This window comes from Roseibium sp. MMSF_3544 (genome assembly GCF_030732845.1).
Taxonomy (GTDB): Bacteria; Pseudomonadota; Alphaproteobacteria; order Rhizobiales; family Stappiaceae; genus Roseibium.
Genome location: NZ_JASHKA010000030.1, coordinates 1 through 23,527, shown reverse-complemented (window position 1 = coordinate 23,527; position 23,527 = coordinate 1). Strand labels below are relative to the sequence as shown.

The window sequence follows — 23,527 nt, the reverse complement described above, 5'->3', positions numbered from 1 at the left end:
ATTGTCACAGGCGATATTTGCTTCTCGTGTGCGATAATGGCGCATCAAAAATTGGATAAAAAAATTGACCAATTTGAATCTTGGCGTTAGATTGCCCGGAAATTAGAGCCCTTTTGCATGATATGTGACCCATGTTTCAGCCCGTCGATCATCAGAAAACGGCCGATGCCGTTGTTGAACAGATTGAAAACCTGATCCTGAAAGGCATCCTGCATTCGGGCGACCGATTGCCGCCGGAGCGGGAGCTGGCGGATCAGCTAAAGGTCTCCCGGCCCGTCCTGAGGGATGCTCTCAAAATCCTGGAGCAACGCAAGCTTATCGAAGCGCGCCGCGGTGGTGGCACGTTCGTGTGCGACCTGATCGGCTCGATTTTTTCGGAGGCCGTGGTCCAACTGATCGCCAGGCACCCGTCAGCGATCAATGACTATTTCGAGTTTCGGCGCGGGATTGAAGGTCAGGCCGCTGCCCAGGCGGCGATGCGCGCGGCGCCATCCGACATAGAGCGGCTGGACGATATCATCCGGCAGATGCAAGCGGCGCACGAGGCAGAAGATGTCACCGCAGAAGCGCTGCTTGATGTCGAATTGCACCATGCTGTCGGTGAAGCCGCCCATAACGTGGTGATGCTGCACACGCTGCGGTCCTGTTACCGGCTGCTCGAGAACGGCGTCTTCTACAACCGGGGGCGCCTTTATCACCATCCGACGGCCCGGCACGAGTTGCTGCAGCAACACCAGGCAATCGCAGAGGCGATCCGCGAAAGCGATCCGGCCGGGGCCAGACGCGCCTCGGAAGAACATATCGACTATGTGCGGGGCACGCTCGCTGATGCCGAACTTCTCGACCAACGCGAGCAGCTTGCAGGGCTGCGCCGCACCAAATCCGCCAAACACGCCGCTCGATCCTGAGCGTCTGGGAGGACACACCATGACGACTGTCACCGATGTTGCCGACATGAAGGCCCTGGCAAAGCGCCGGGTTCCGAAGATGTTTTACGACTATGCCGATACCGGGTCCTGGACGCAGAGCACCTATCACGCCAACGAAACGGCGCTCCAGCGCCAGAAGCTGCGCCAGAGGGTTGCCCGAAACATCGACAACCGGTCCGTCAAGACGACAATGATCGGCGAGGATGTCTCAATGCCGGTCGGGCTCGCTCCGGTCGGGCTCACCGGCATGCAGCACGCCGACGGTGAAATTCTCGCGGCCCAGGCGGCAGAGGAATTCGGCGTACCCTTCACCTTGTCGACGATGAGCGTCTGTTCGATCGAAGACGTCGCGGAAAACACCAAGTCGCCGTTCTGGTTCCAGCTTTACGTCATGCGGGATCGGGGCTTTTCGGAAAGCCTGATGCAAAGAGCGCTGACTGCAGGTTGCTCTGCGCTTGTCCTGACACTTGACCTTCAGGTGCTCGGTCAGCGCCACCAGGACATCAAGAATGGCCTGAGCACGCCCCCCAAACCGAAGCCGCACGTTTTGATCGATCTTGCGTTCAAACCCCGCTGGTGCTGGAACATGCTGCAGACCAAACGGCGGGATTTCGGCAACATCAACGGACACGTTACCGGCGTCGACGACATGAGTTCGCTTGCCGAATGGACAGCCAGCCAGTTCGACCCGACGCTTGACTGGTCGTCTGTGGAGTGGGTCAAGAAACACTGGGACCGGAAACTGATCCTGAAGGGCATCAACGACTTGGATGACGCGAAGGTCGCCGCGGAACTCGGAGCAGATGCGATCGTGGTTTCCAACCACGGCGGGCGGCAGCTGGATGGTGCACTGGCCTCTTATGAGGTGCTCGGCGAGATCGTTGACGCTGTCGGGGACAAGGTTGAAGTCCATTTTGACGGCGGTATCCGCTCCGGCCAGGACGTGTTCCGCGCCGTCGCAATGGGGGCCCACAGCACCTATATCGGACGCGCATTCGTCTATGGGCTCGGTGCAATGGGCAAGGCCGGTGTCACCAAGGTTCTGGAGATGATCCACAAGGAACTGGACGTGACCATGGGACTTTGCGGGGAAACCGACATTGCCAAGGTTGGCCGGCACAATCTGGTGCTCTAACCCGCGGCCCAGGGGTCCTGCGCTCTAGGTCAGGGCCAACCAGGCTTCGGCGAGACTTTTTCCAATTGCGTCGGCGTGCGCGGCATGGCGTGCAGCTTCAGCATCAAGACGTTCCGGCCAATCGGGCGTGTGCGGCTGAATCTCGTTCGCGAGATGGTGTGACCAGACCCGCACGTCTTCAAGCGCTGCTTCGAAATGGAACTGAATTGCGTAGGTCGCCCGGCCGACCCGGAAAGCCTGGATCGGCGTCATGGCACTTTCGGCCAAATGCACAGCACCAACGGGCAGCGTCACGGTATCGGTGTGCCAGTGAAACAACGGGCCTCCGGGTCCAAGGTGCTTGATGACAGGGTCCGAGTGCCCCTCACCGGTAGGCGTAACCCGGTGCCAACCGAATTCGATGGGCTTGTTCAGGACGTTGCCGCCGCCGAGTGCACGCGCAATGAGCTGGCAGCCAAGGCAGATGCCGAGAACCGGACGATCAGCCTCGTGAAACTTTCTGATCAAATCGCAAACGGCAGGCAAATGAGGATACTGCTCATCGGCAAGCGCATTCTGCCCGCCGCCCAGAACGATCAGGCCACTGAATGCGCCGGTCTCCTGCGGCAAGTCCTCACCCGCATATGCGCGCACCACCTTCCAGGAATACCCCAGCCGGGCTGCGATCCTGCCGAAAGCTGCCAACTCCGCTTTAGGATAGTTCTCGATCACGAGCAGGGTCATTTTTCTCCCCAAATCATGCCCTCACAAAATGGGCTGCGCTGGCGAAAGGCTTGCCGCCTCCATGTCTGATATCTACCCATCTAAACTCGTGATGGAAACATCAAAAACAATCATTTGCGCTTAAGTGAAAGCAGCACCAGATTCACGCCCACGACTTTCCGCACTTGGTGGGTTTCATGAGCGTCGCCTCCCCCGCGATCCGCAACGGTTCAAGCAATTTCACTGCTACGGATTACGGCCTTTATGCCGTGACCGTGCTCGCCTGGGGTGTGAGCTGGATCGCAATGAAGAGCCAGGTTGCGACGGTCGCGCCCGAAGTGTCAGTGTTCTGGCGCTTTATGCTTGCCGCGGCGATCATGATGGCCTGGGCGAAAATCAGCGGCCAGACCATGCGCTTCCAGCTCCGCGATCATCTGCGGTTTGCAGGTCTCGGCGCTTTTCTGTTTTCGACCAATTTCACCCTCTTCTACTACGGCGCAATGCAAATTCCGTCCGGGTTGCTCGCGGTGATCTTCTCCACGGCCTCGATTTTCAATCTGTTTCTGGGACTGATCCTGTTCGGACAGCGTCCCAATCTGTTGGCACTGATCGCCGGGATAACGGGCTTTGCAGGCATTGCGCTGATGTTCCTGCCGAAATTCGCCGGGGCGGAATTCAACACGCAGGCCGCAATCGGCCTTGCCATGTGCATTGCCGGAACGCTGTCATTCTGCTTCGGCAACATGCTGTCGGCAGATACGCAGCGCCGCGGTATCGCGGTGGTTCCGGCGACTGCCTGGGGCATGTTCTATGGCATGGTCTTTTTGGGGCTGTTTTCGGCAATACGCGGCGAAAGCTTCGCCGTTGAATGGTCTGTTTCCTATTTCAGCGGCCTGGTCTATCTGGCGGTCGTTGCCTCTGTAATTGCCTTTGCGTCCTATCTGACCCTGCTGGGCAGAATTGGATCTGCACGCGCCGGTTATGCAACCGTGATGTTTCCGGTCGTTGCCCTGACGCTGTCGACGATCTTCGAGGGTTACCAGTGGACGCCAGTCGCGGCGCTCGGGCTGGGCTGCGTGCTTGCCGGAAATCTCATGATGTTGCGGGCGCGCTGAAGACTGAAGCGCTATTCGGCCGCCAGCTGTGCGGCACCACCGCCGACATTGCCGATCGCAGCAACCAGGTGATTGCACAGCGTATCGTGCATCGCTTCGCGGGCTGAATCGGACCGCAGGAGCGCAATGTCACAGGATGGCAGCACCGGAAAGCCGTCACGTTCGTCAAGAATACGCATGCCATCGCGGATTGCGCTTTCCGGGAAAACGGTGATCGCCAATCCGGCCTGAACCGCACCGACAAGCGCAGCCGCGCTGGAACTCGTATACGACACCTTGTAGCGTTGACCTGCCCTGTCCAGCGCATCCATCGACATGCGCCGCCAGCCGCAGGACGAAGGTCCAAGCGCAAGGCGGATGACGTCCTGTGTGTGCGCGCAATGCTGCGTGGACGTTACCCAGTAAAGTGGCTCCCGGCGAATGATCTCGCCCCTCAGATCCATCGTGTCGCTCGATGTGGTGATCGCCACATCCAGCGTTCCCTCGCGGATCGCCTCGGTCAGCTTGCTGCTTCCCGAGCATTCGACTTCCACCTCGATGGACGGGTTCAGCCGGTTGAAGGCGGCAAGGACCTGGGGCAGAAGCCGGTCGGCATAGTCATCGGGAACCCCGAGCTTCACATGGCCGACTTCCTTTTGACCGTTGAATGCAGAAAGCGTTTCGTCGTTCAGCAAGATCATCCGGCGGGCATATTCCACCAGCCGCAATCCGTCTTCGGTCAGTCGTGACTGGCGCCCGTCCTTGATGAAAATCGGTTGTCCGACACGTTCTTCCAGACGCCGCATCTGCATGGACACGGCGGATTGGGTCTTGTGCACGGCCTCGCCGGCTTTTGTGAAGCTGCCCAGCTCGGCAATAGCCAAAAAAGTACGGAGCTGATCAATGTCCAACGCGTGATTCATGAGAAACTCCGCGGCTCGGCCACTTGTTATGCGGTTGATCTGAGATTCGAATTAATCAGACAACAATACATCACAGTTTCTTACATTACAAACAAAAATTCAACAGAAGCAGATTGGTTCTTTCTTCCTAACTAGCTGAGATTAAAACAAAAACTTCAGAAACCGAAGCTTATTGCGCAGCCTGCGGTACGGAAAGGTTATCCAGCGAAGAAACAATATGCTCGACCAGCGCGTCGGTCACACGCGAACTGTTGTGCCAAGACCGCATGATCCCGATTTCGCAATTGGGAAGTCTTGGAAAGCCATCTGCTTCGGTAAGGACGCGCATGCCGGAACGAAGAGCCGACTCAGGCAAGACGGAAATGGCCAGCCCTGCCAACACGGCAGCGCCAACCGCCGTTGAATTCCAGCTCGAATACAAGAGCCGGTGCTCGCGCATCTGATCGCCCAAGGCGCTTACCGCGGCCTTTCGCCAGTCGCAGGTCGCGCGTCCGAGTGCAAGCGGAAGCGGCGACTCGTTTTCGGTGGCATGACGTGCCGAGGCGACCCAAAGAAGCGGTTCACGCCGTACAAGTTCGACGTGCTTGCGTCCCTTCTTGTGCACATGGGTGATAATGGCGACGTCAAGCTCCCCTTCGGCAATCATGTCGGCAAGATTGGGCGTCGGCGCACAAACGACGCTGACCTCTGCTTTCGGGTTGGATCTTGAAAACCGGGCAAGAATTTCAGGAAGAAACCGGTCGGCATAATCGTCCGGTGTTCCAAGTCGAACGAGACCGGCGAGTTCGGAATCGTCAAAGGCAGCTAGGGTCTCGTCGTTTAGCTGGACAAGCCGGCGCGCATAGTGGAGCAGCCGCTCGCCGTGTTCGGTCAGACGGGACTGCCGGCCGACGCGGACAAAGAGCGGTTTGCCGATGCGCTCTTCCAGTCGCCGCATCTGCATGGAGACTGCTGACTGTGTCTTGTTTACATTGTCGGCAGCCTTCGTGAAGCTCCCGCTTTCGGCAATCGAGACGAATGTCCGCAACTGATCAAGGTCGAGCATCTAAGGTCCAATTATTATTCACACACATGTTTTTCACGACATTCATTCAAGCGACAAATGCTTTATCCGGACACTCCCGCGCCAACATGAATCCGGGGCTGATCCGGATTACATCACACATTCTGATATTTTACATCACAAACATTCGTTGGAATTATGTTTCCAGAACGTGCATCTAGAGGATGTTCCACTAACAAGGACCGCCGCCACAGGCACGGAACAAGCTGCCGAAACTCCCTTCGGCCGCTCACAGGAGAATTATGCCATGACACATATTGCAAGCATCCCCTTCATCGCTGTCTTCGGGCAGATGGCTGCCCGTGCATGGTCCGTTTTTAAAAACCGGCGCCATGTCACCGAGCTCAAGGATTGGTCCGACGAGCAACTGAAGGACATCGGTCTGACACGGAGCGACGTTCGACGCGCACTGGCTGTACCGTTCTATCGAGACCCGACGGCTCTTTTGAAGGGCGACCCGTTGCTGCGCCGGCCCGTTTCCCTCAATCCGGCAAACGCCGCTCGCTCCGCGCCATCGCTGACGGTTGTTGACGGATGCGATCAGAAGTCGGGGTCGCTGGCTGCCTGACCCTTTGACGTCCCCTTTTGCAGCCCCTGTCGGCAAAGCCTTGCTGACATTAACTGACCCGCCTCACGGCGGGTCTTTTTTAGTTGTCCTTGTGGTCCCGGGCCGCCTTTTCGAAGAAACTGTCGAAGGCCTTGAACTGGCTTGACTGAAAATCGCGTCCGGCGGCCATCCAGCTCGACACCATTTCATCGAACTCAGACGCTTCTTCTTCGACCGTCTCTTCTTCCAGTTCTTCTTCTTCCGGCTCTGGTTCCGCTTCGACTTCGGATCTCTCGGTCACGAGGCTCGCGGGCTGGAGAAATGATCCCCAAAAGGCCTGCATCGCTTCGGCATACCCTTGCATATAGTCGACCGGCGTCGGCTGCGGTTTGGGGCGGCCTCTTGCAAAACCGCGCAGATAAGCGTCCAGGAGATTGCGGGCCTCGCCGTGCAGGAAGGGTCGGGCCACCTGTCCCATTGCAAGGGTCGCGGCCACTGGCATCATTTCCTGAATGGCATCGCTTTGAAGTCCCGTCAGCCCGGAGATCTGCGCGGCTAGTGCCTGCTGCACCGCTTCCGGCCCGAAAAACGGCGTCAGCGCCGCATCCGATGCATTCTGCATGAACCCTGCGAAGGGCTGCTGGGTTGCTGTCTCGAATGAAGACGGCAGACCCGGAAAATCCGAGAACCCGGGCACGGCGCTGCCGAAGTATCGAAAACCGTTGAGAGCAGCTGGCAACAGTTGTTCCATTACCCGGCTCAGATCCTCGTTGGACCAGCCGAACCTCTCTCTGACATCTTCTGCCAACGAGAAAACATCAAAAGGAGGCGCACCTTTATCGCTGCCTGTCATCGCACTGCTCCGGTCGAACTCCAGCAAGGCCTTGAGAAAAAAGGCCATCCGACAGAAGAGTGGACCTTTGCAGGCGTCAGGTCAATTCGCGACCGCTTCCCCTAATAGGCGTATTCCCTGAAAACCTGTGTGATATCGCCGTTCCAGGAACCGTTGTAGCGCTGCAACAGAATGTCCGCCGGGCACATGCCTGCAGCCAGTCCTTCTTCGAGCGGTGCCAGGTGAACACGCTCGTCCAGATCGCCGTCGCTCAGGCGGTTCCGGCGTTTCAGTCCTTCCTGCGCAAGCGCGAGAACATCCTTGGCAACATCAAGCACAGTGCCTTGACGGAACGGCGTTTGAAGCGCGGTTTTGGGGACCCCGCTGCGCAGGGCTGCTCGTTCTTCCTGGCTCCAGTCCTTGACCAGTTCCCAGGCCTGGTCGAGAACGCCGGTGTCATACATCAAACCAACCCAGAGGGCGGGAAGCGCACAGATCCGGCGCCAGGGGCCGCCGTCTGCGCCGCGCATTTCAATGTATTTTTTCAAACGCACATCCGGGAACAGCGTGGACAGGTGATTGTTCCAGTCACCCAGGCTCGGCGTTGCGTCCGGAACCCGGCCTTCAAGCGCCCCCTTCATGAACTGGCGGAAAGTTGTGTCCGTCACGTCGTAGTAGGTTGTTCCGCGTTTGACGAAATACATCGGAACGTCAAGCGCCCAGTCGACATAACGTTCAAATCCGAACCCCTCGTCGAAGGCAAACGGCATGTCGCCGGTCCGGTCAGCGTCGGTATCGGTCCAGATCTGGGCGCGGAACGATTTGTACCCGTTGGGCTTGCCGTCCGTGAACGGCGAATTCGCGAACATCGCGGTCGCCACCGGCTGCAGCGCCAGACCGATCCGCATTTTGCGGACCATGTCCGCTTCCGAAGCAAAATCCAGGTTCACCTGGATTGTCGACGTCCTGTACATCATGTCGAGGCCGAGCGATCCGACCTTCGGCATGTAGTTCGTCATGATTTCATAGCGGGATTTCGGCATCTGCGGGACCTGGGCACGTGTCCAGGTCGGTGTCATGCCAATGCCTAGAAACCCGACCCCCATGGGCTCGGCGATCTGACGGACATGCGCCAGATGCTGATTGGCTTCGCGGCAGGTCTGATGGAGGTTTTCGAGCGGCGCACCGGAGAGTTCGAATTGACCGCCCGGTTCAATGGAGATCGCACCACCGCCGTCATTGTCGGCAAGGCCGATGATCTTGCCGGCATCTTCAATGCGTTCCCAGCCGAGGAGCTTTTCCATCCCCTCCAGGACAGCCTCGACACCATTTGCGCCCTCATAAGGGATCGGCGTTAGTTGCTTCAGGCAGAAACCGAACTTCTCGTGCTCGGTGCCAATCCTGAAATCGTCCTCGGGCTTGCACCCCGCCTCAAGTGTTGCAGCCAGTTCGGCAACAGTTTCAATCGGTGTGGTATCGACCGTATCGCGGGCCATGGGAACGTCCTAAGTCTGTGCGGCCCCTCGGCAAGGACAAATCACGCCCCTTCCAAACCGCGGTGTTCCGGCGCTCTTCAAGCAAAACGCTCTAGAGCCTGCGTGATTTAGGAGTCTTGAAAGAAGAATGCAAGCAATGAAAAAGCGAATGCGTTCGCTCACGCAATTCTGAACACGGACAAGGGTGCCTCGCGGCCGCGCAGCTGCACCGGACCAAGGCTCGTCGCGCTGAAACCTTCAGGCAACTGCGCCATGGTCTCGGCGCTCGCCAACACGATCACCTTCGCTGCGGGATCCACCAGCTTGCCATGTTCCTGCAACCGCGCGGCAACATTCACCGCATCGCCGATCACGGTGTAATTCATTCGCGCGCTTGTTCCAATGTCGCCGACCACCACCTTGCCTGTATGCACGCCGATCCGAACACGCATGTCGATATCCCCGGATTGCCCGATCCGCTCCGCCAGAGCCGTGACAGCATGAATGGCCAACGCCGCATGGTCCGGCTGGTCGGCCGGCGCGCCCCAAAACGCCATGACACCGTCGCCGAGAAACTTGTCGATTGTTCCCTCACCCTCTGCGATCACCTGCGAGACCGTCTCGAAATAGCCGTTGAGATAGCTCGCAGTCTCTTCGGCGGAGAGATTGGAGGCAATGCCGGTAAACCCGGCCAGATCCGCGAATACGATTGTCATCTCGCGCAATTCGATATTGCGCGCGCTCGTCATGCCTTCCTCGATCAGCCGGGAGACCAGTTGACGCGGGACATATTTTGCAAAAGCGTTCAACGCACCAAGGGATCCATTGAAGGCCTGGTTGACGTCATCGAGCTCGACCAGCGGCGAACGGGGCAACGGTTCTGCAGCACCGAAGTTGAGGTGCCGCAACTCACCGGCCGCCGCAGCCAGCCGCGACAAAGGCCGTCCCAGCATGCGCCCGACCATGAAAGACAGGACAGCGCCGACGGCCAAAACGGCCAGCGCTGCATAAAGAACGGTCCAGGTCTGGTCGAGCGTTGCACCGAATTCATCGGCACGATAGAGCGTCCCGACAATCCAGCCTTCTGCCGGCCCTTCGTCGATCTCGGCGTAGATCGCCGCGAACATGCCCCGGTCTGCGGGGAACAAACGCCCTTCAACTGACCCGCCCATGACGCGGTGGTCGCCCGTATCTTGCCAAATCGCGTGCAGCGGTGTCGCGGTCAGTCCGGCCAGATCGGGAAGCGGATCCTCTGAACTGGCCGCAAAATCGTTCTCAGGGACACCATTGACTGCAATCGCCTTTTGCCGCCCTGCCAACAGAAAATTCCGTTGCCTGTCGTCCCATGCCATCGCATCCGCAAGCCTGGCAAAGACGGTTTGCGGATAGTAGCCGACAAGAAGCTGACCGTTGCCCAGATCGATTTCAGCTTTCTTGACCGCAGTGGAAAAGCCGTCCTTGTACTGAAACGGGGACCAGGAAACACGCGGCAGACCGCCGGCAGACGCCTCACCGGGCTGGGTGGCTTCGAGCTCAAGCCTCACTCCTTTGGGCAGGATGTTGTAAGAGGGCTTCAAGTCGGCTTCGCTCAGCGCCTTCCCGGACGGGGACGCATGACCGGCGACCGACTGGAAAAGCTGTTCCTGCCGATGGAAGAACTCTTCAAGGACAGTCTCGTTTCCCCTCAAGATCGCCTGTGCCTGCTCGTCCAGCAAACGCATGGCGATCCCGCGATCAGCAGCCGCGATATAGGCAATGATGATACCGCTGATGACGACCAGAAGCAGCGAAAAGACCAGTCCCAGCGCAACGCCGACCGGCAGCCGGATCTTTCGCGGTGTAGCCGGCTTTTCGAATGCGCTCGTGATATCCTGGCCGGTGTTCTGGGGGTGGTTCGTCGACCCCTTTCCACCTTCCCGCCGCAGGATATCCTGCCCCATTCGCCTATCTCCAATCGCCGACCGTTGCCTGGATGACGGTCAAGGCAGCGACAGCTGCCGTATCCGCCCTCAGTATACGGGGCCCGAGCGGAATTGCAGTGACGAATTCCAGATCGCGCAACTGGGCGCGTTCCTCTTCGGAGAACCCACCTTCTGGGCCGATCAGAACCGCAAGGGGTTGCGGTCCGGCCTCTTTCATCTGGGCAAGGGTCAAAAGCGGATTGTGTGAACCTTCCGCCTCATCGCAGAACAGAAGGCGTCTGCCTGGGTGCAAACCCGGCCATTCGGTGAGCACGTCTTTCAGCGACTGGGGACCGAGCACTTCGGGAATGGAGAGGACGCCGCATTGCTCCGCAGCCTCGATCACGTTGGCTTCCATGCGCTCCAGGTTGACGCGGCTCGATTGCGTGTGCTGGGTCATAACAGGCTGCAGGCTGCCGACCCCCATCTCGACCGCCTTTTGCACCATGTAGTCGAGCCTTGCATGCTTGAGCGGTGCAAACAGGTAGATGAGATCGTTGCGTTCGGTCTGTTCCCGGGTGCATTCCATAATCTGCAGCGCGCAGTCACGGCGGCTGCTGCTGGCTATCTTTGCCAACCACTCGCCGTCATTTCCGTTGAAGACCAGAAGGTAGTCTCCGTCTTTCATGCGCAGCACATTCATAAGGTAATTTGCCTGGCTCCGATCAGCTTCGATCCGGGCGCCTTCGGCGAGAATATGCCGCAAGAAAAGTCGCTGCATTTTGAACTCGTATTTTCCCATGCGTCGTACGTAGGCGCTCGAATGTGTGTGTTTCAAGGCGGATAGTCCGGCCTGGATCGAACTGCACACATTTCGACGCGCTGCAGCTGGATGTGCCTCTATCGTATCGTCACACCTCCTTGACCGCGATGCGACCACCTGCGCTACTCTCAGCATTCAATACGAGATGGGCCTTGCCATTCAGTCTCACTGACCGGGTATTCAATTTGACGGATTTCAAGCTGAGAAACTGGTGTCTTTCCGGCATTCTTCCCTTGGACAGGTCGCGGATTTTTCCGGAGATTCTGGCAGGACTGACACTCGCGGCCATCGCGATCCCGGAAGTGATGGGCTACACGAAAATCGCCGGAACACCGGTGATTACGGGGCTCTACACACTACTGTTGCCGATGGCGCTGTTTTCGCTGTTTGGCTCCTCGCGTCATCTCGTCGTCGGAGCCGATTCGGCAACGGCGGCAATCCTTGCAACGGCAATTGCCGGCATGGCAGCCGTCGACAGTGCGCATTATCTCGCACTTGCCGGATTGCTGGCGCTGATGGTCGGCGTCCTCCTGATCACGGCCAGTGTCGCGCGTCTCGGCTTCATGGCCGATTTTCTGTCGCGCACCGTTCTGACCGGCTTCCTGACGGGTGTCGGTATCCAGGTCGCACTTCATTCGCTCACGGGCATGGGCGAGATAAAGCTGCCGGAAGTAAGCGGCCTTGCCATCTTACGCGACCTGCCTTCGCTGCTTGCAACAATCAACGTGTTCGCCGTTTCGGTATCGGTTGGCGTGCTCGTCATCATTTTCGGGTCGAGGCTGATCTTCAAATCGCTTCCCGGAGCAATTGTGGCGCTCGCGCTTGCCACATTCGCGAGCTGGTATTTCGACCTGAAGTCGCACATTGCCGTCGTTGGCAGCGTTCCGAGCGGTCTGCCCGAGTTTGCCATCCCCGACACCGACTGGTCATTGGGACTGATCCTGCAGCTCGGTCCGACCGCGCTTGCCATGCTTGTCGTCATTCTCGCCCAGAGCGCCGCAACCGCACGCGCGTATGCAAACAAATTCAACGAGCATTTGGTGGAAAGCGCAGACCTCCGGGCGCTCGGCCTTGCAAATCTTGGTGCCGGCCTGACCGGCACCTTCGTGGTGAATGGTAGCCCCACAAAAAGCAAGATGGTGGAAAGCGCAGGGGGCAGGTCTCAACTTGCAATGCTGGTCACCGTCCTTGTCGTCCTGCTTGTTCTCCTGTTTTTCACCGGATTGCTCAGCTTTCTACCGCAAGCCGCGCTTTCGGCAATTGTCTTCAAGATCGGTGTGGATCTCATCGACCTGAAGGGGATGCGGCAGATTTACCGGGAGCGGCGGCCTGAATTCTGGGTGAGCCTGGCGACCATCCTCGTCGTCGTCTTCGCAGGTGTCGGGCCTGGCATCGTGCTCGCCATCGTGCTGTCGCTGATCCTGCACACACGGCACGGCTATCGTCCGGTCAATGTCCTGCTGACGAGGGAGACACCGAAAAGCTGGGCTGCGCGCCCGCTCAAGACCCGGGCCCTCGCCGCGCCGGATATGATGATCTACCGCTTCACCCACGGCATGTATTATGCGAATGCAGACCGGCTCGCGAGCGAAGTCAGATGGCTGACGGCATCGGACGTTTCCGGTCTCAGGCATTTCTGCATCGACACGTCCTGCGTGGATGATATCGACTTCACGGCCCTTGAAATGCTCAAGACGCTCAAGTCGGAGCTTGAGAAAAAGAACATCGAACTTCTCTTTGCCCATATGCTGGATGACCCAAATGCCCACAGCCGCCTTCAACTGATTGCGGCATTCGGCGACAAGACGGTGTTCGGAACGCTCAACGAACTGCTCGCGTATACGGGGGCATCCCCAGCCGGATCGTCCGCTGGTTCGAAGGCGACTTGACCCTCAATCTGCGAGCAGCCACCTTCGGGTGAAGAAAAGGAATCACCTGCGTGAGCGAAACGCCGTCCAACGTCGCCGAATTTTCCGTTTCCGAGATTTCGTTTTCCATCAAGCGAACGATGGAAGACACCTTTGGCTATGTCCGGGTGCGCGGTGAACTCGGGCGGATCTCGCGGCCGGGGTCAGGCCATATCTATCTGGACCTTAAGGACGACCGGGCGGTGCTGTCCGGCGTCATCTGGCGTGGTGTTGCCTCGAAGCTGAAAATCCAGCCCGAACAGGGTCTGGAGGTGATTGCGACCGGCAAGATCACGACCTTTCCCGGCCAATCCAAATATCAGATGGTGATCGACGCGCTCGAGCCCGCGGGTGCAGGCGCACTGATGGCGCTTCTGGAGGAGCGCAAGAAGAAACTGACGGCAGAGGGTCTCTTTGCCGAAGAGCGCAAGAAACCGCTGCCGCCGTTGCCGAACGTCATCGGTGTGGTGACGTCGCCCACAGGCGCGGTGATCCGGGACATTCTCCATCGCATCGCCGACCGGTTTCCGTTGCATGTGCTGGTCTGGCCTGTCCGCGTTCAGGGTGAAACCTCGGGGGCGGAGGTTGCCAACGGCATTCGTGGTTTCAACGCTCTTGAAGCGGGCGGTGCAATCCCGCGCCCGGACCTTTTGATCGTTGCGCGCGGCGGCGGCAGCATCGAAGACCTTTGGGGTTTCAATGAAGAAGCCGTGGTGCGTGCGGCGGCCGACAGTCAAATTCCGCTCATCTCTGCAGTCGGCCACGAAACCGACTGGACACTGATCGATCTTGCCGCTGACCGGCGTGCCCCAACCCCCACGGGTGCTGCCGAAATTGCCGTGCCTGTGAAGGCTGAGCTGATGGCCATGGTCGACGACCGGTCACGTCGGCTCAATTCGGGCCTGGTCCGCTTTGTGACCGGCCGAAGGACGGAGCTGAGGGCAGCCAGCGCCGCTCTGCCTGCGCCGCAGGACCTTCTGGCCTTGCCACGCCAGAAATTCGATACGCTTGCCAACAGCCTGGAACGCGCGCTGATCGTCAGCACAAAGAGCCACCGGGCGAACCTTCAAAATCTCGCAGGCAGACTGTCGCCTCTCCTGCTCTCGCGGTTGAGCTCGAAAGCGCGGCAGGACCTCCAGCAGATCGGGGAACGGCAACAACGCGCGCTGTCGGTTTCGGTTCAGCAAAAGCGTCAGGCCTATGCCGGAGTGGCTGCGCGCCTCACTCCCGCGCGCCTCGTTCAGCAGACATCTCTCGGCCAGGAGCGTGTGTCCGGTCTTTCTGAGCGGCTTGACCGAGCCTTTCTTGCGCGTGTCACGCAGGAAAAGAGTAAGCTGGAAGGCTTGCAAAAGCTGCTCAAGTCCCTGTCCTACAAGGATGTTCTGGCAAGGGGGTATGCCGTTGTCCGCGATGAGGCCGGCCACCCGGTCAGGTCGGCGGCCGCAATTGATCCGGGGGCTGCCCTGTCCATCGAGCTTGCCGATGGCAACATTGATGCCGTTGCCATGAGCGAAAGCGCTGCTCCGAAACCCCGAAAGACCAAGGCCAGACGGTCCGAGCGGCCCAAAGAACAGCCCAAGGATCAGGGCGATCTTTTTTAGCAAGGAGCAGACTAGGTTCTTCTCAAGAACTCATTGTGTTTTCGGCAAAATGTTCTTTCAGCTATTATTTTTCTTTAGTTGAATTAGGACAGATTTAACCACGTCCTTTTTCCCTAAATTAAGCTATCTCCCCTAGCGTAAGCGCCAATACTGACAAATCCTAAGGGGTAGTTAGGACAATGCAGCGCAAACAATTCGGTAAACGCGGCGTCGAGCAATCCGTCCCGCAATTTGGCAACAGACATGCCAGTCATGCAGGTGCAGCAATGCCCGCCTATGCAGCAGCCGGCGGCATGCCGACATACGGGGACGACGACAGCTTCTCCATAGGCAAGGCGCTTGGCCACGGGCTTGGCATGTTCTTCAGCTTCCAGGGCCGCATTGGCCGCATGGAATATTGGACGATCGGCCTGATCCGCTGGGTGCTGTCGATGGCACTTCTGGTCGCACTGGTGATGGGTGCCGCCCCGGAAATGGAAATGCTTGCAGCACAACAGCAGCAGGGCCTTTCCGACGATCAGGCGGTGTTGGCGTTCTACTCGGCCATCTTTAGTTCGACGTCCGGCATCATCTACTCCAGCCTTCTGCTGGTTCTTTTCGTCTGCTACTGGTCGCTGGAAGTCCGTCGCAGCCATGACCGCGGCGCCTCAGGGTTCTTCCTGCTGATCATGCTGATCCCGATCGTCGGCGCTTTTTACGCGATCTGGATTTTCATCGCGAACGGCTTCTTCGCAGGCACGCCGGGCCCGAACGAGTATGACAGCGTTCGCAGCCAGGCGCACGTCTTCGACTGATCTCATCCAAAGATCACAAAAAAAGCCGCTGGAACCTGGTTCCGGCGGCTTTTTTTGTTGATTAGGCAACCCGCGCTTACCCCATCAAGGATGGCAGCAACGTGATGATGGAGGGAAACGCGAGCAGTCCGGCGATAGTCAACACGTCCGCAACGAAGAACGGAATGCAGCCGCGGAAGACTTCCTGAACCGGAATGTCCGGCCTGACCCCCGAAACAACGAAACAGTTCAACCCTATTGGCGGCGTTATCAGACAGAGCTCCGCCATCTTGACCACCAGGATCCCGAACCAGATCGCGCAGGCTTCTCCCGACATGCCAAAGGCACTGTCGGCCGCCGACACGCTCTCGCCGCCGTTAAGGGCAATGACAGCGGGATAAACCACGGGCAATGTCAGGATCAGCATGCCAATCGCGTCCATGAACATGCCAAGGACCGCATAGGCCAAGAGGATACAGATCATGACGAGCCAGGGCGAAAACTCCAGTCCGACAATGAAATCCCGGAAGGCGTCGGGCAACCCCGCAAAGCCCAGGAAGCGCACGTAAACGAGAACGCCCCAGATCAGCGTGAAGATCATCACCGTAAGCTTGGCGGTTTCGTGCAGCGCCTGCCCGAGCTGCTTGGCCTTCATGCCCTTTGCGAAGGCAACAACCAGCACGACGAAGGCACCGAGTGAGCCCGCTTCCGTCGGCGTAGCCAATCCGAAGAAAAAGGAACAGAAGATGATGGCGATCACTGCGATGATCGGCAACGTGCCGGGCACGCTTTCAAGGCGCTCACCCCAGGTGAAACCCTTTACCGGCGGCGCATCGCCACGCCATGCTGAGACGGCCACAATGATCCCCACATAGACCAGGGCGGAAAAGACACCCGGCAAAAAGCCGGCAATCAAAAGCTTGCCGACGGACTGTTCCACGAGGATGGCGTAGATCACGAGAATGGCGGAGGGCGGGATCAGCGACGCCAGCGTACCACCGGCGGCAACAACGGCTGCAGACAAGCGCTTGGAGTAGCCGGCGGCCAGCATTTCGGGGATCGCGACGCGGGCAAAGACCGCTGCCGTCGCCACAGAGGCGCCCGAAACGGCGGCAAAGCCGGCGGTTGAAAAGACGGTGCCGACCGCCATGCCGCCGGGCAACCAGCCGAGCCAGCGTTTCGCGGCTTCGAACAACTGCTTGGTGAAGCCGGCGTAAAAGGCAAGAAACCCAATCAGAATGAATGTGGGGAGCACCGACAGGGCGTAGGTGACGGATTTGGAATGCGGAATGGTGCCGGCCATTTGCAAGGCAACGAAGAAGCCCCGCTCGAACCCCATTTTCAAAGAGAAATGAATGATCAGGCCGACAAGACCGGTGAAGGCGGCGGCAAAGGCAACGCGTACGCCAAATATGACCAGGACCAGCAACACGCCGGTCATCATGAGGCCGACTTCAAACGGGGTCATCTGGAGCCCTCCTCATCTGTATCTTCGCCGAAGGCTTCCTCGATTTCGTGTTGTGCGACTTCCTCGACTTTCTCGATCACTGGAACAGCGACCGGCTCGCGGGCTGGATTGGCAATCAGACGGGCATAGCCGTAGATCTGAAGAAGCAAGCGCAGGAAGAGCAGGCTGAGCGCGACCGGAACCACCAGTTTCGACGGCCAGGTGGGCAGGCGAATATCCATGGTGCTGTCGCCGATGTTCCAGGAACGGTCGAAGTGATAAAGCGATCCCCATACGAGCAGAGCGACTGTGAATGCGATCAAAATGACACCCAGCATCTCGCAGATGTAGAGCGTGCGGCCGCGCAGCTGCCCGAGCACGATCTCCATCCGGATGTGCCCGCCGACACGCTGGCAATAAGCGACACCTGCAAATGCGAAGATCGCCATTGCCTGTTCGGTGATGTCGATGAAACCGGGGATCGGCGTGTTGAACAGAAGACGGCCAAACACTTGCGCCACTGCGAGCAGGATCAGTGCCAGAATGGAGAATGCCGCAGCAAGGTTAAATCCGTTTTCAATATGGGCGAGGAAGCCGCTGAAGCGGATATAGGTGGTCGGGCGCTCCTCACCGGAACGTCCCGCGGGATCGATTGTCATCATGAAATTCAGCCCCAGGCAGGGCTTTCCGGCACCTTAGGCGCGATGCCGGAAAGCAAATGGGTCAAGCCAGCTGTGCGGGCTTATTCGGCAATGGTTTTCTTGACCATGTCGAGCAGTTCCTGTGCCGGCAGCCCGGCCTGGGTCTGCTCTTCGATCCAGGCGTCGTGAATTGGGCCTGCCTTTTCGGCAAAGGACGTCAGTTCCTCATCCGTGAACTCGACCTGCACAATGCCGCGGTTTTCCAGTTCCGGCCACCATTTGTCGTAAACCTTGGCGTAGGTTTCGAGATAGTGTGCAAGCGCCGGATCGACCGACTCGTCGAGGGCCGCCTTGAAGTCGTCAGGCAGAGCGTTGTAGGCGTCAACGTTCACAACGACGGGACAATGGACCGTGCCCGGATTGAGGTTCTTGGTCCACCAGTCGGCAACTTCCACCACCTTGAAGGAAAGATGCGCATGCGGCGCAAAGCCGGCCGCCTGGACCGTGCCGGAATCGATCGCCTGATAGGTCTCAGAAGCCGTCACCGATGTCGGAACAGCACCGACCGCATCCATCAGTTTGCCAAGTCCGCCGAGTGCCCGGACACGCATGCCGTCAAAGTCGGAAATCGACTCCGGCACTTCTCCTTTGCCCGCAAAATTATACTGCGGCATCGGCGAAGGCATCAGCAGTTTCGCGTTCCAGCGGCCAAGATCCTCCTGCACCGCAGGATGATCGTAAAGCGCCTTGGAAACCTTTACTTCCGTCTCAAGGTCGTTCACGCCCAGGAACGGCAATTCCAGAACAGTCAGGGTCGGGTTCTTATCGGCATGGTATGACGCGCAGAATTGCGCCATTTCAAATGCGCCGAAGGAGATACCGTCGAGGTTCTCGCGCGACTTCGAAAGCGCACCGCCGTAATGCAGCTTAATCTCGAACTTGCCGCCCGTCTTGTCCGCAACCTCTTGTGCGAGCTTTTCGACGTGTTCGGTAAAGGCCCGGCGTTTGCCCCACAAGGACACGTTCCAGGTTACGTCCGCAGCAAAGGTTTCGGTGGCAAAAATAGCAGACAGCGCAACCGCGGACACAGCGGTTGCGGACTTCAGTGAAAAGAGCATGAAATCCTCCCAGACAAAGTGCTCATTTCCTTGACCGCTCGCACCCGGGCGTTCCACCCGCGTGCCGTGCCAAGTCGAAAAGATCATTGCACGGTGCGTGCCAGTTGGGAGAAAAAACTTAACTCATTGTAAAGACTGACTGTTCAATTGATCGCGATGCGTTCGCGGCGCTGAAGTCGGCGGATTTCCGCCGATGACAACCGCATATCGGCAAGTTTCCGCCTACCCAGGTTCTTTCGGCACAGCCTAACTCTGCGGCGCATCCACAGCGCCAACCAGATCCCGGGACAGGCCGTGGCGCACCATTTTTTCGTTCAAGGTTCTGCGTGGAATATTGAGCTCCTGCATGACATCCGCCACGCGGCCATTGTGCCTGCGAAGGGCATTCTCGATCAGGCTGCGCTCGTAAGTATCCATGAGATCCTTCAAGCCGCCCGATGTTGTCGGGCGCGCGTCGCCCTTTTGCCCGGTTACCAAGGCTTCCAGTGGCTGTGGACTGACACCGGCATTCAACACGAAGCGTTCAGCCGCATTGCGCAGTTCTCGAACATTGCCCGGCCAGGCATAGGTCTGCAGGAAAGTCTCGTCGTGCGCGGACAGCCCAGGGGCTGTGAGACCATACTGCACAGAGAGCCGGTTCATGAATGTGTCGAACAGGAGAAGGCAATCCTGGCCGCGTTCGCGCAGAGGCGGAACAGAAAGTTCGATCGTGTTCAGCCGGAACAGCAGATCTTCGCGCAACCTGCCCGAACGCACGGCTTCCCTCGGATCGAGATTCGACGCACTGACCAGCCTTATGTTCACGTTGACGGACTGTGTGCTGCCGATCCGGTCAACCTTGTTCTCTTGCAGTACTCTCAAAAGCTTGGGCTGAAGAGAAAGCGGCATGGAGACAATTTCATCGAGAAAAAGCACACCATTGTTTGCCGCCTCGATCCGGCCGGTGCGGAGGCGGTCGGCTCCGGTGAAGGCTCCGGCCTCATGTCCGAAAAGTTCCGCTTCCACCATTGTTTCCGGAAGTGCGGCAGCATTGATCGCAACGAACGGGCCTTCGCTTCGAAAACTGAAATCGTGAAGCGCCTGTGCAATCACTTCCTTGCCTGTGCCGGTCTCGCCGGTGATCAAAACCGCAGCGTCCGTCTTGGCGAAATGCAGGATTTGCTGGCGGAGCGTCTGGATCGCCGGACTGTTTCCGATCAAACGGCTTTCAAGACCCGCTCCGTCGGCAAGCTGTTTTTTCAGCGCCCGGTTTTCCATGATCAGCGCCCGTTTGTCGGACGCTCGCCGCACCACGTCTGCAATATGATCCGGATCGAAGGGTTTTTCGATGAAGTCATAGGCTCCGGCCCGCATGGCTTCGACCGCCATGGGCACATCGCCATGTCCGGTGATGAGCACCACCGGCAGGTTCGCGTCAAGCGCGTTGATGCGCCTCAGCAAGGACAGGCCGTCCTCTCCTTCCAACTTAACGTCGGAAACAACGCAGCCTTCGAAACCCGAGGAGAGCTTCGAAAGAGCCTGGTCTGCGGTTTCCACTTCCAGCGTCGCAAAACCGGCAAGACGGATCCATTGCCGCAGCGCGGCCCGCATGGACGGGTCGTCGTCAACGATCAGGACTTTTCGATTATCCGGTTGTCCGGTCATTCTGCGGCTTCGCTGTCCATATCAAGAGGCGGTCCGGTTCGTTCGGCCTCGCTGTCGATAGCGGGCAAATTCAGTTCAAACATGGCCCCCTTGGGCAGGTTCGCCTTCACAGACAAGCTGCCACCGAGATCTTCGGCAAGACGCATGGATATCGCCAGTCCCAGTCCCATTCCGCCTGAACTGGTTTTGGTTGAGAAAAAGGGATCGAATATCCGCTCGCGAAGATCTTCCGGGATGCCTGGTCCATTGTCTGAGATCTGCAAATGGACCTCGCCGCCGGTCTGGCTGGCTTTCAGCAAGACGCGGCCTTCGCCTTCGCTGGCAGCCGCATCAGCCCCGTTGCGGAGCAGGTTGACGAGGATCTGTTCCACCCGCAGAGGAGCCGTCTCGACCTCCAGCATCGTATCCGGCAGATCCAGTGTCAGGCCGACGCCCGTTTCTTCAAAGCGCGGACGGACGATCTTTTCCGCCGTGCGTATGCTCTCCCTCAAATCTATTTTCTCGATCCGGCTTTCGCCCGGGCGTGCGAACCGCTTCAATTCCTGCGTGAGACTTGCCATGCGCAGCTGAATGGAATCGATTTCGTTGAGGTTCTCGACGGCGGTGCCCGTATCGCCCTTGTCCAGGAACTTGCGCGTACCCGCCACAAACATGCGCAGCGCCGACAACGGCTGGCTCAGTTCGTGAACGACGGCAGCCGACATTTCGCCGACAGCGGCCAGCCTGTTGGAGCGGGCCAGTCCGCGTTGCGCTTCCAGTAATTCCCGCTCGATGCGGCGGCGTTCCTGGATTTCGCCGACAAGACGCGTGTTGAGTTCTTTCAAATCCGCCGATTCCTGCCGCAGTAGAACCGACGCCTTGCGCAGACGGCGACCACGCAGCACGAGAACAATGACCACGTAGACAAGGCTAAGCGTGATGGCCCCTGCCCAGATGGGCAGTACGCTCTTGCGTGTTTCTTCCACCGGCACCAGGAAATGCAAGGTCCAGCCCAGCAAGCCGACATCGGCCGAATTATGCCGGAACGCATTGCCGTCGATGGTCACCAACTCGCTGGAAACAATCGGCTGGTTGCTTACCGGTTCGAGGCTCTGCGCTGCGTATTGCCGTGTCACGCTGATTGTCTCGCGGACATCAGACGGTAGTTCCGAAAGCGTGCGATAACGCCATTCGGGGCGGCTTGAGAGGAAGATCACACCATTCTCGTCGGAGGCGAAAACGGTCTCGCCGCCTTCGGCCCAGGCTGCTTCCAGTGGGCGCATGTCGACCTTGACCACCGCTGCACCGATCGGTTGACCTGCCACCGGTGTAGGCCGCGCAAGGAAAAGGCCAGGCTCACCAAGCGTTGCACCGATGGCAAAAAACTGTCCCTCCTCTCCTTGAATTGCGGATTTGAAATAGGGACGGAAGCCGTAGTTCCGCCCGACCAGCGACAGATCGTCCTGCCAGTTACTGGCCGCAAGGGTCGTGCCGTCCTCGTTCATGACATAGAGCAGGTCAGCGCCGGAATTCTCGGCCATTTCCTCAAGAAACCGGTTCGCGCTCTCGAGCGGTTGGCCGGCCTGAAGAGCCAGTGTCGCACGCGGGTCGCGTGCGATCATGTAAGGCAGATAACGGTACTTCTGGTACTCGCCCAAGATGGTCTGACGATACAGCGTCAAACGCTCCGCGGCCTTGCGGTCGCTGCTGTCCTCGTCAAGGTCCATGAAAAACTGGACGAGGACGAAAGCTGCGACCACGAGCAGGAGCGGCGGTATTGCCAGATAGAGCCAGCGTTTCGTCATTCCCTGTTATCGCGTATTTTTTTGACCGGCGCCAGAATTCTGAATTTTAATGACAAAATCAATTGATGCGCGTCAACGACGGAAGGTCACACCCTCATAATATGGGTTGCAGCAGCATACGGATGCGACCTAGTCATATGAAGCCCAAAGGTATTCAATATGCTGGCGCCGAGCCACCCATCCGGCCAAAGGAGGTATAAATGCCCATCAAAGATATTTTGACCATTCTGGACCTTGCGGGCGAACAACCCGCCGCAAAATACGCTCTGGAATTTGGCCGGATCTACGACGCGCACGTAACCGGACTTGCCGTCTCATTCGAACCTGTCGTTCCTGCCTTTGCTGCAGCTCCGATGCCGGTCGACTACATGCAGGCCGCGCATGAGCAGGCGATCGCCGCGGCGACCGAAGCCAAGAAGGAATTTGACGAATTCGCCCGCCTTGCCGCCGTCAAGAGCGAAAGCCGCATGGCCGAGATCCTGACCGGCGGGCCGCTGGAAAACGTCCTTGTTCATTGCCGCCCGACAGACATGGTGGTTCTCGGCCAGGCCAATCCTGATCGGCCGGAACCGATGCGCGAGCTGCTGATCGAAACGGTCCTGTTTGAAAGCGGCGTGCCCGTCATGCTCATTCCCTATATCGGCAGCACGGCATTCCAGCCGAAAAACGTGCTGGTCGGATGGGACGGCAGTTCGACCGCGACACGTGCCATTCATGCGGCTCTCCCGGTTCTTGAAAAGGCGGAGAACATCACGGTTCTTGTCGTCGAGAAGAAGGCGTCGGCCAGCGAAGGCCAACCGGGAGCCGATGTTGCGAACTACCTCGCGCGCCACAACATGAACGTCACGGTCGAAGTTGTCACCAATCCGCAAACCGGGATCGCCGACACAGTGCTCAACTACGTGGCAGACAATGGCAACGACCTGGTCGTGATGGGCGGGTACGGCCACAGCCGCATGCGCGAATTTCTCTTCGGCGGCGCGACCCGCGAAATCCTGGAAGCCATGACCGTTCCAGTGCTGATGGCGCACTAGGGTACGGACACATAAATGAAGCCGATTTGGCGGCATAAATGGCGAAATCACGCAAGGAAGCGTGTGAAGAGCGGGCATTATGCCCGGTCAAGCGCGTTGACGCTGCGAGGTGAAGCCATTTTGCCGTCCTTCGGATTTGGCCGTTTAAGAGCCC

Annotated in this window: 20 protein-coding genes; 8 read left to right on the top strand and 12 right to left on the bottom strand. The window is 58.6% G+C overall.

All coding sequences use genetic code 11. The features are described 5' to 3' along the window. The first annotated feature begins 131 nt into the window (after positions 1-131). The gene (locus tag RBB47_RS27445) at positions 132-908 is read left to right on the top strand and encodes a FadR/GntR family transcriptional regulator (RefSeq protein WP_305989114.1); all 777 of its coding nucleotides are present in this window, start codon (positions 132-134) and stop codon (positions 906-908) included. Between the two features lie 19 nt (positions 909-927). Then, complete coding sequence (locus RBB47_RS27440) at positions 928-2,064, top strand: alpha-hydroxy acid oxidase (protein ID WP_305989113.1); 1,137 nt, start codon at positions 928-930, stop codon at positions 2,062-2,064. 24 nt (positions 2,065-2,088) lie between these two features. Here RBB47_RS27440 and RBB47_RS27435 read toward each other — a convergent pair whose 3' ends face one another. Then, a complete protein-coding gene (locus RBB47_RS27435) occupies positions 2,089-2,787 on the bottom strand; it encodes a type 1 glutamine amidotransferase (protein WP_305989112.1) in 699 nt (232 codons plus the stop codon). A 176-nt stretch (positions 2,788-2,963) separates the two neighbouring features. Here RBB47_RS27435 and RBB47_RS27430 point away from each other — a divergent pair, with 176 nt between their 5' ends. After that, positions 2,964-3,881 (top strand): DMT family transporter, encoded by a 918-nt coding sequence (locus tag RBB47_RS27430; RefSeq protein WP_305989111.1) that lies wholly within the window; start codon positions 2,964-2,966, stop codon positions 3,879-3,881. Positions 3,882-3,892: 11 nt separating this feature from the next. Here the strand turns inward: RBB47_RS27430 and RBB47_RS27425 are convergent, their stop codons facing one another. Together RBB47_RS27425 and RBB47_RS27420 are read right to left on the bottom strand one after the other, a co-directional pair. Continuing rightward, the gene (locus RBB47_RS27425) at positions 3,893-4,783 is read right to left on the bottom strand and encodes a LysR substrate-binding domain-containing protein (RefSeq protein WP_305989110.1); all 891 of its coding nucleotides are present in this window, start codon (positions 4,781-4,783) and stop codon (positions 3,893-3,895) included. Between the two features lie 169 nt (positions 4,784-4,952). Then, positions 4,953-5,828 (bottom strand): LysR substrate-binding domain-containing protein, encoded by an 876-nt coding sequence (locus RBB47_RS27420; RefSeq protein WP_305989109.1) that lies wholly within the window; start codon positions 5,826-5,828, stop codon positions 4,953-4,955. 265 nt (positions 5,829-6,093) lie between these two features. Between RBB47_RS27420 and RBB47_RS27415 the strand changes: the two genes are divergently transcribed. After that, entirely contained in the window at positions 6,094-6,414 is a 321-nt protein-coding gene (locus RBB47_RS27415; protein ID WP_305989108.1) for a DUF1127 domain-containing protein, read from the top strand. A 79-nt stretch (positions 6,415-6,493) separates the two neighbouring features. Here RBB47_RS27415 and RBB47_RS27410 read toward each other — a convergent pair whose 3' ends face one another. From RBB47_RS27410 to RBB47_RS27395, 4 genes are all read right to left on the bottom strand, one after another. Next, positions 6,494-7,246 carry a hypothetical protein gene (locus tag RBB47_RS27410; protein WP_305989107.1) on the bottom strand — a complete coding sequence of 251 codons (753 nt, stop codon included), beginning with the start codon at positions 7,244-7,246 and terminating at the stop codon, positions 6,494-6,496. A gap of 101 nt (positions 7,247-7,347) precedes the next feature. Further along, complete coding sequence (locus tag RBB47_RS27405; protein ID WP_305989106.1) at positions 7,348-8,721, bottom strand: glutamate--cysteine ligase; 1,374 nt, start codon at positions 8,719-8,721, stop codon at positions 7,348-7,350. Between the two features lie 158 nt (positions 8,722-8,879). Next, positions 8,880-10,640, bottom strand: a complete 1,761-nt coding sequence (locus RBB47_RS27400) for an adenylate/guanylate cyclase domain-containing protein (RefSeq protein ID WP_305989105.1) — start codon at positions 10,638-10,640, stop codon at positions 8,880-8,882. Positions 10,641-10,644: 4 nt separating this feature from the next. After that, positions 10,645-11,403, bottom strand: a complete 759-nt coding sequence (locus RBB47_RS27395) for a 16S rRNA (uracil(1498)-N(3))-methyltransferase (RefSeq protein ID WP_305989148.1) — start codon at positions 11,401-11,403, stop codon at positions 10,645-10,647. Between the two features lie 206 nt (positions 11,404-11,609). Here RBB47_RS27395 and RBB47_RS27390 point away from each other — a divergent pair, with 206 nt between their 5' ends. The 3 genes from RBB47_RS27390 to RBB47_RS27380 all read left to right on the top strand — a co-directional run bounded on the left by RBB47_RS27390 (position 11,610) and on the right by RBB47_RS27380 (position 15,726). Further along, positions 11,610-13,313, top strand: coding sequence for a SulP family inorganic anion transporter (locus RBB47_RS27390; protein WP_305989104.1), 1,704 nt, complete (start codon positions 11,610-11,612; stop codon positions 13,311-13,313). Between the two features lie 50 nt (positions 13,314-13,363). Continuing rightward, entirely contained in the window at positions 13,364-14,932 is a 1,569-nt protein-coding gene (gene xseA, locus RBB47_RS27385; RefSeq protein ID WP_305989103.1) for an exodeoxyribonuclease VII large subunit, read from the top strand. A 179-nt stretch (positions 14,933-15,111) separates the two neighbouring features. Beyond that, positions 15,112-15,726, top strand: a complete 615-nt coding sequence (locus tag RBB47_RS27380) for a DUF805 domain-containing protein (RefSeq protein WP_305989102.1) — start codon at positions 15,112-15,114, stop codon at positions 15,724-15,726. A 76-nt stretch (positions 15,727-15,802) separates the two neighbouring features. Here RBB47_RS27380 and RBB47_RS27375 read toward each other — a convergent pair whose 3' ends face one another. The 5 genes from RBB47_RS27375 to RBB47_RS27355 all read right to left on the bottom strand — a co-directional run bounded on the left by RBB47_RS27375 (position 15,803) and on the right by RBB47_RS27355 (position 22,339). Continuing rightward, positions 15,803-17,173: a TRAP transporter large permease gene (locus RBB47_RS27375; protein ID WP_305989101.1), complete on the bottom strand. Its 1,371-nt coding sequence runs from the start codon at positions 17,171-17,173 to the stop codon at positions 15,803-15,805. Then, positions 17,170-17,814, bottom strand: coding sequence for a TRAP transporter small permease subunit (locus RBB47_RS27370; RefSeq protein WP_305989100.1), 645 nt, complete (start codon positions 17,812-17,814; stop codon positions 17,170-17,172). The genes RBB47_RS27375 and RBB47_RS27370 overlap by 4 nt, the downstream gene beginning before the upstream one ends. Before the next feature lie 80 nt (positions 17,815-17,894). Beyond that, positions 17,895-18,911, bottom strand: coding sequence for a C4-dicarboxylate TRAP transporter substrate-binding protein (locus RBB47_RS27365; RefSeq protein WP_305989099.1), 1,017 nt, complete (start codon positions 18,909-18,911; stop codon positions 17,895-17,897). Positions 18,912-19,157: 246 nt separating this feature from the next. Further along, entirely contained in the window at positions 19,158-20,555 is a 1,398-nt protein-coding gene (locus RBB47_RS27360) for a sigma-54 dependent transcriptional regulator (RefSeq protein WP_305989098.1), read from the bottom strand. Next, positions 20,552-22,339, bottom strand: coding sequence for an ATP-binding protein (locus RBB47_RS27355; protein ID WP_305989097.1), 1,788 nt, complete (start codon positions 22,337-22,339; stop codon positions 20,552-20,554). The genes RBB47_RS27360 and RBB47_RS27355 overlap by 4 nt, the downstream gene beginning before the upstream one ends. A gap of 200 nt (positions 22,340-22,539) precedes the next feature. Between RBB47_RS27355 and RBB47_RS27350 the strand changes: the two genes are divergently transcribed. Next, complete coding sequence (locus RBB47_RS27350; RefSeq protein ID WP_305989096.1) at positions 22,540-23,373, top strand: universal stress protein; 834 nt, start codon at positions 22,540-22,542, stop codon at positions 23,371-23,373. The last annotated feature ends 154 nt before the right edge of the window (positions 23,374-23,527 follow it).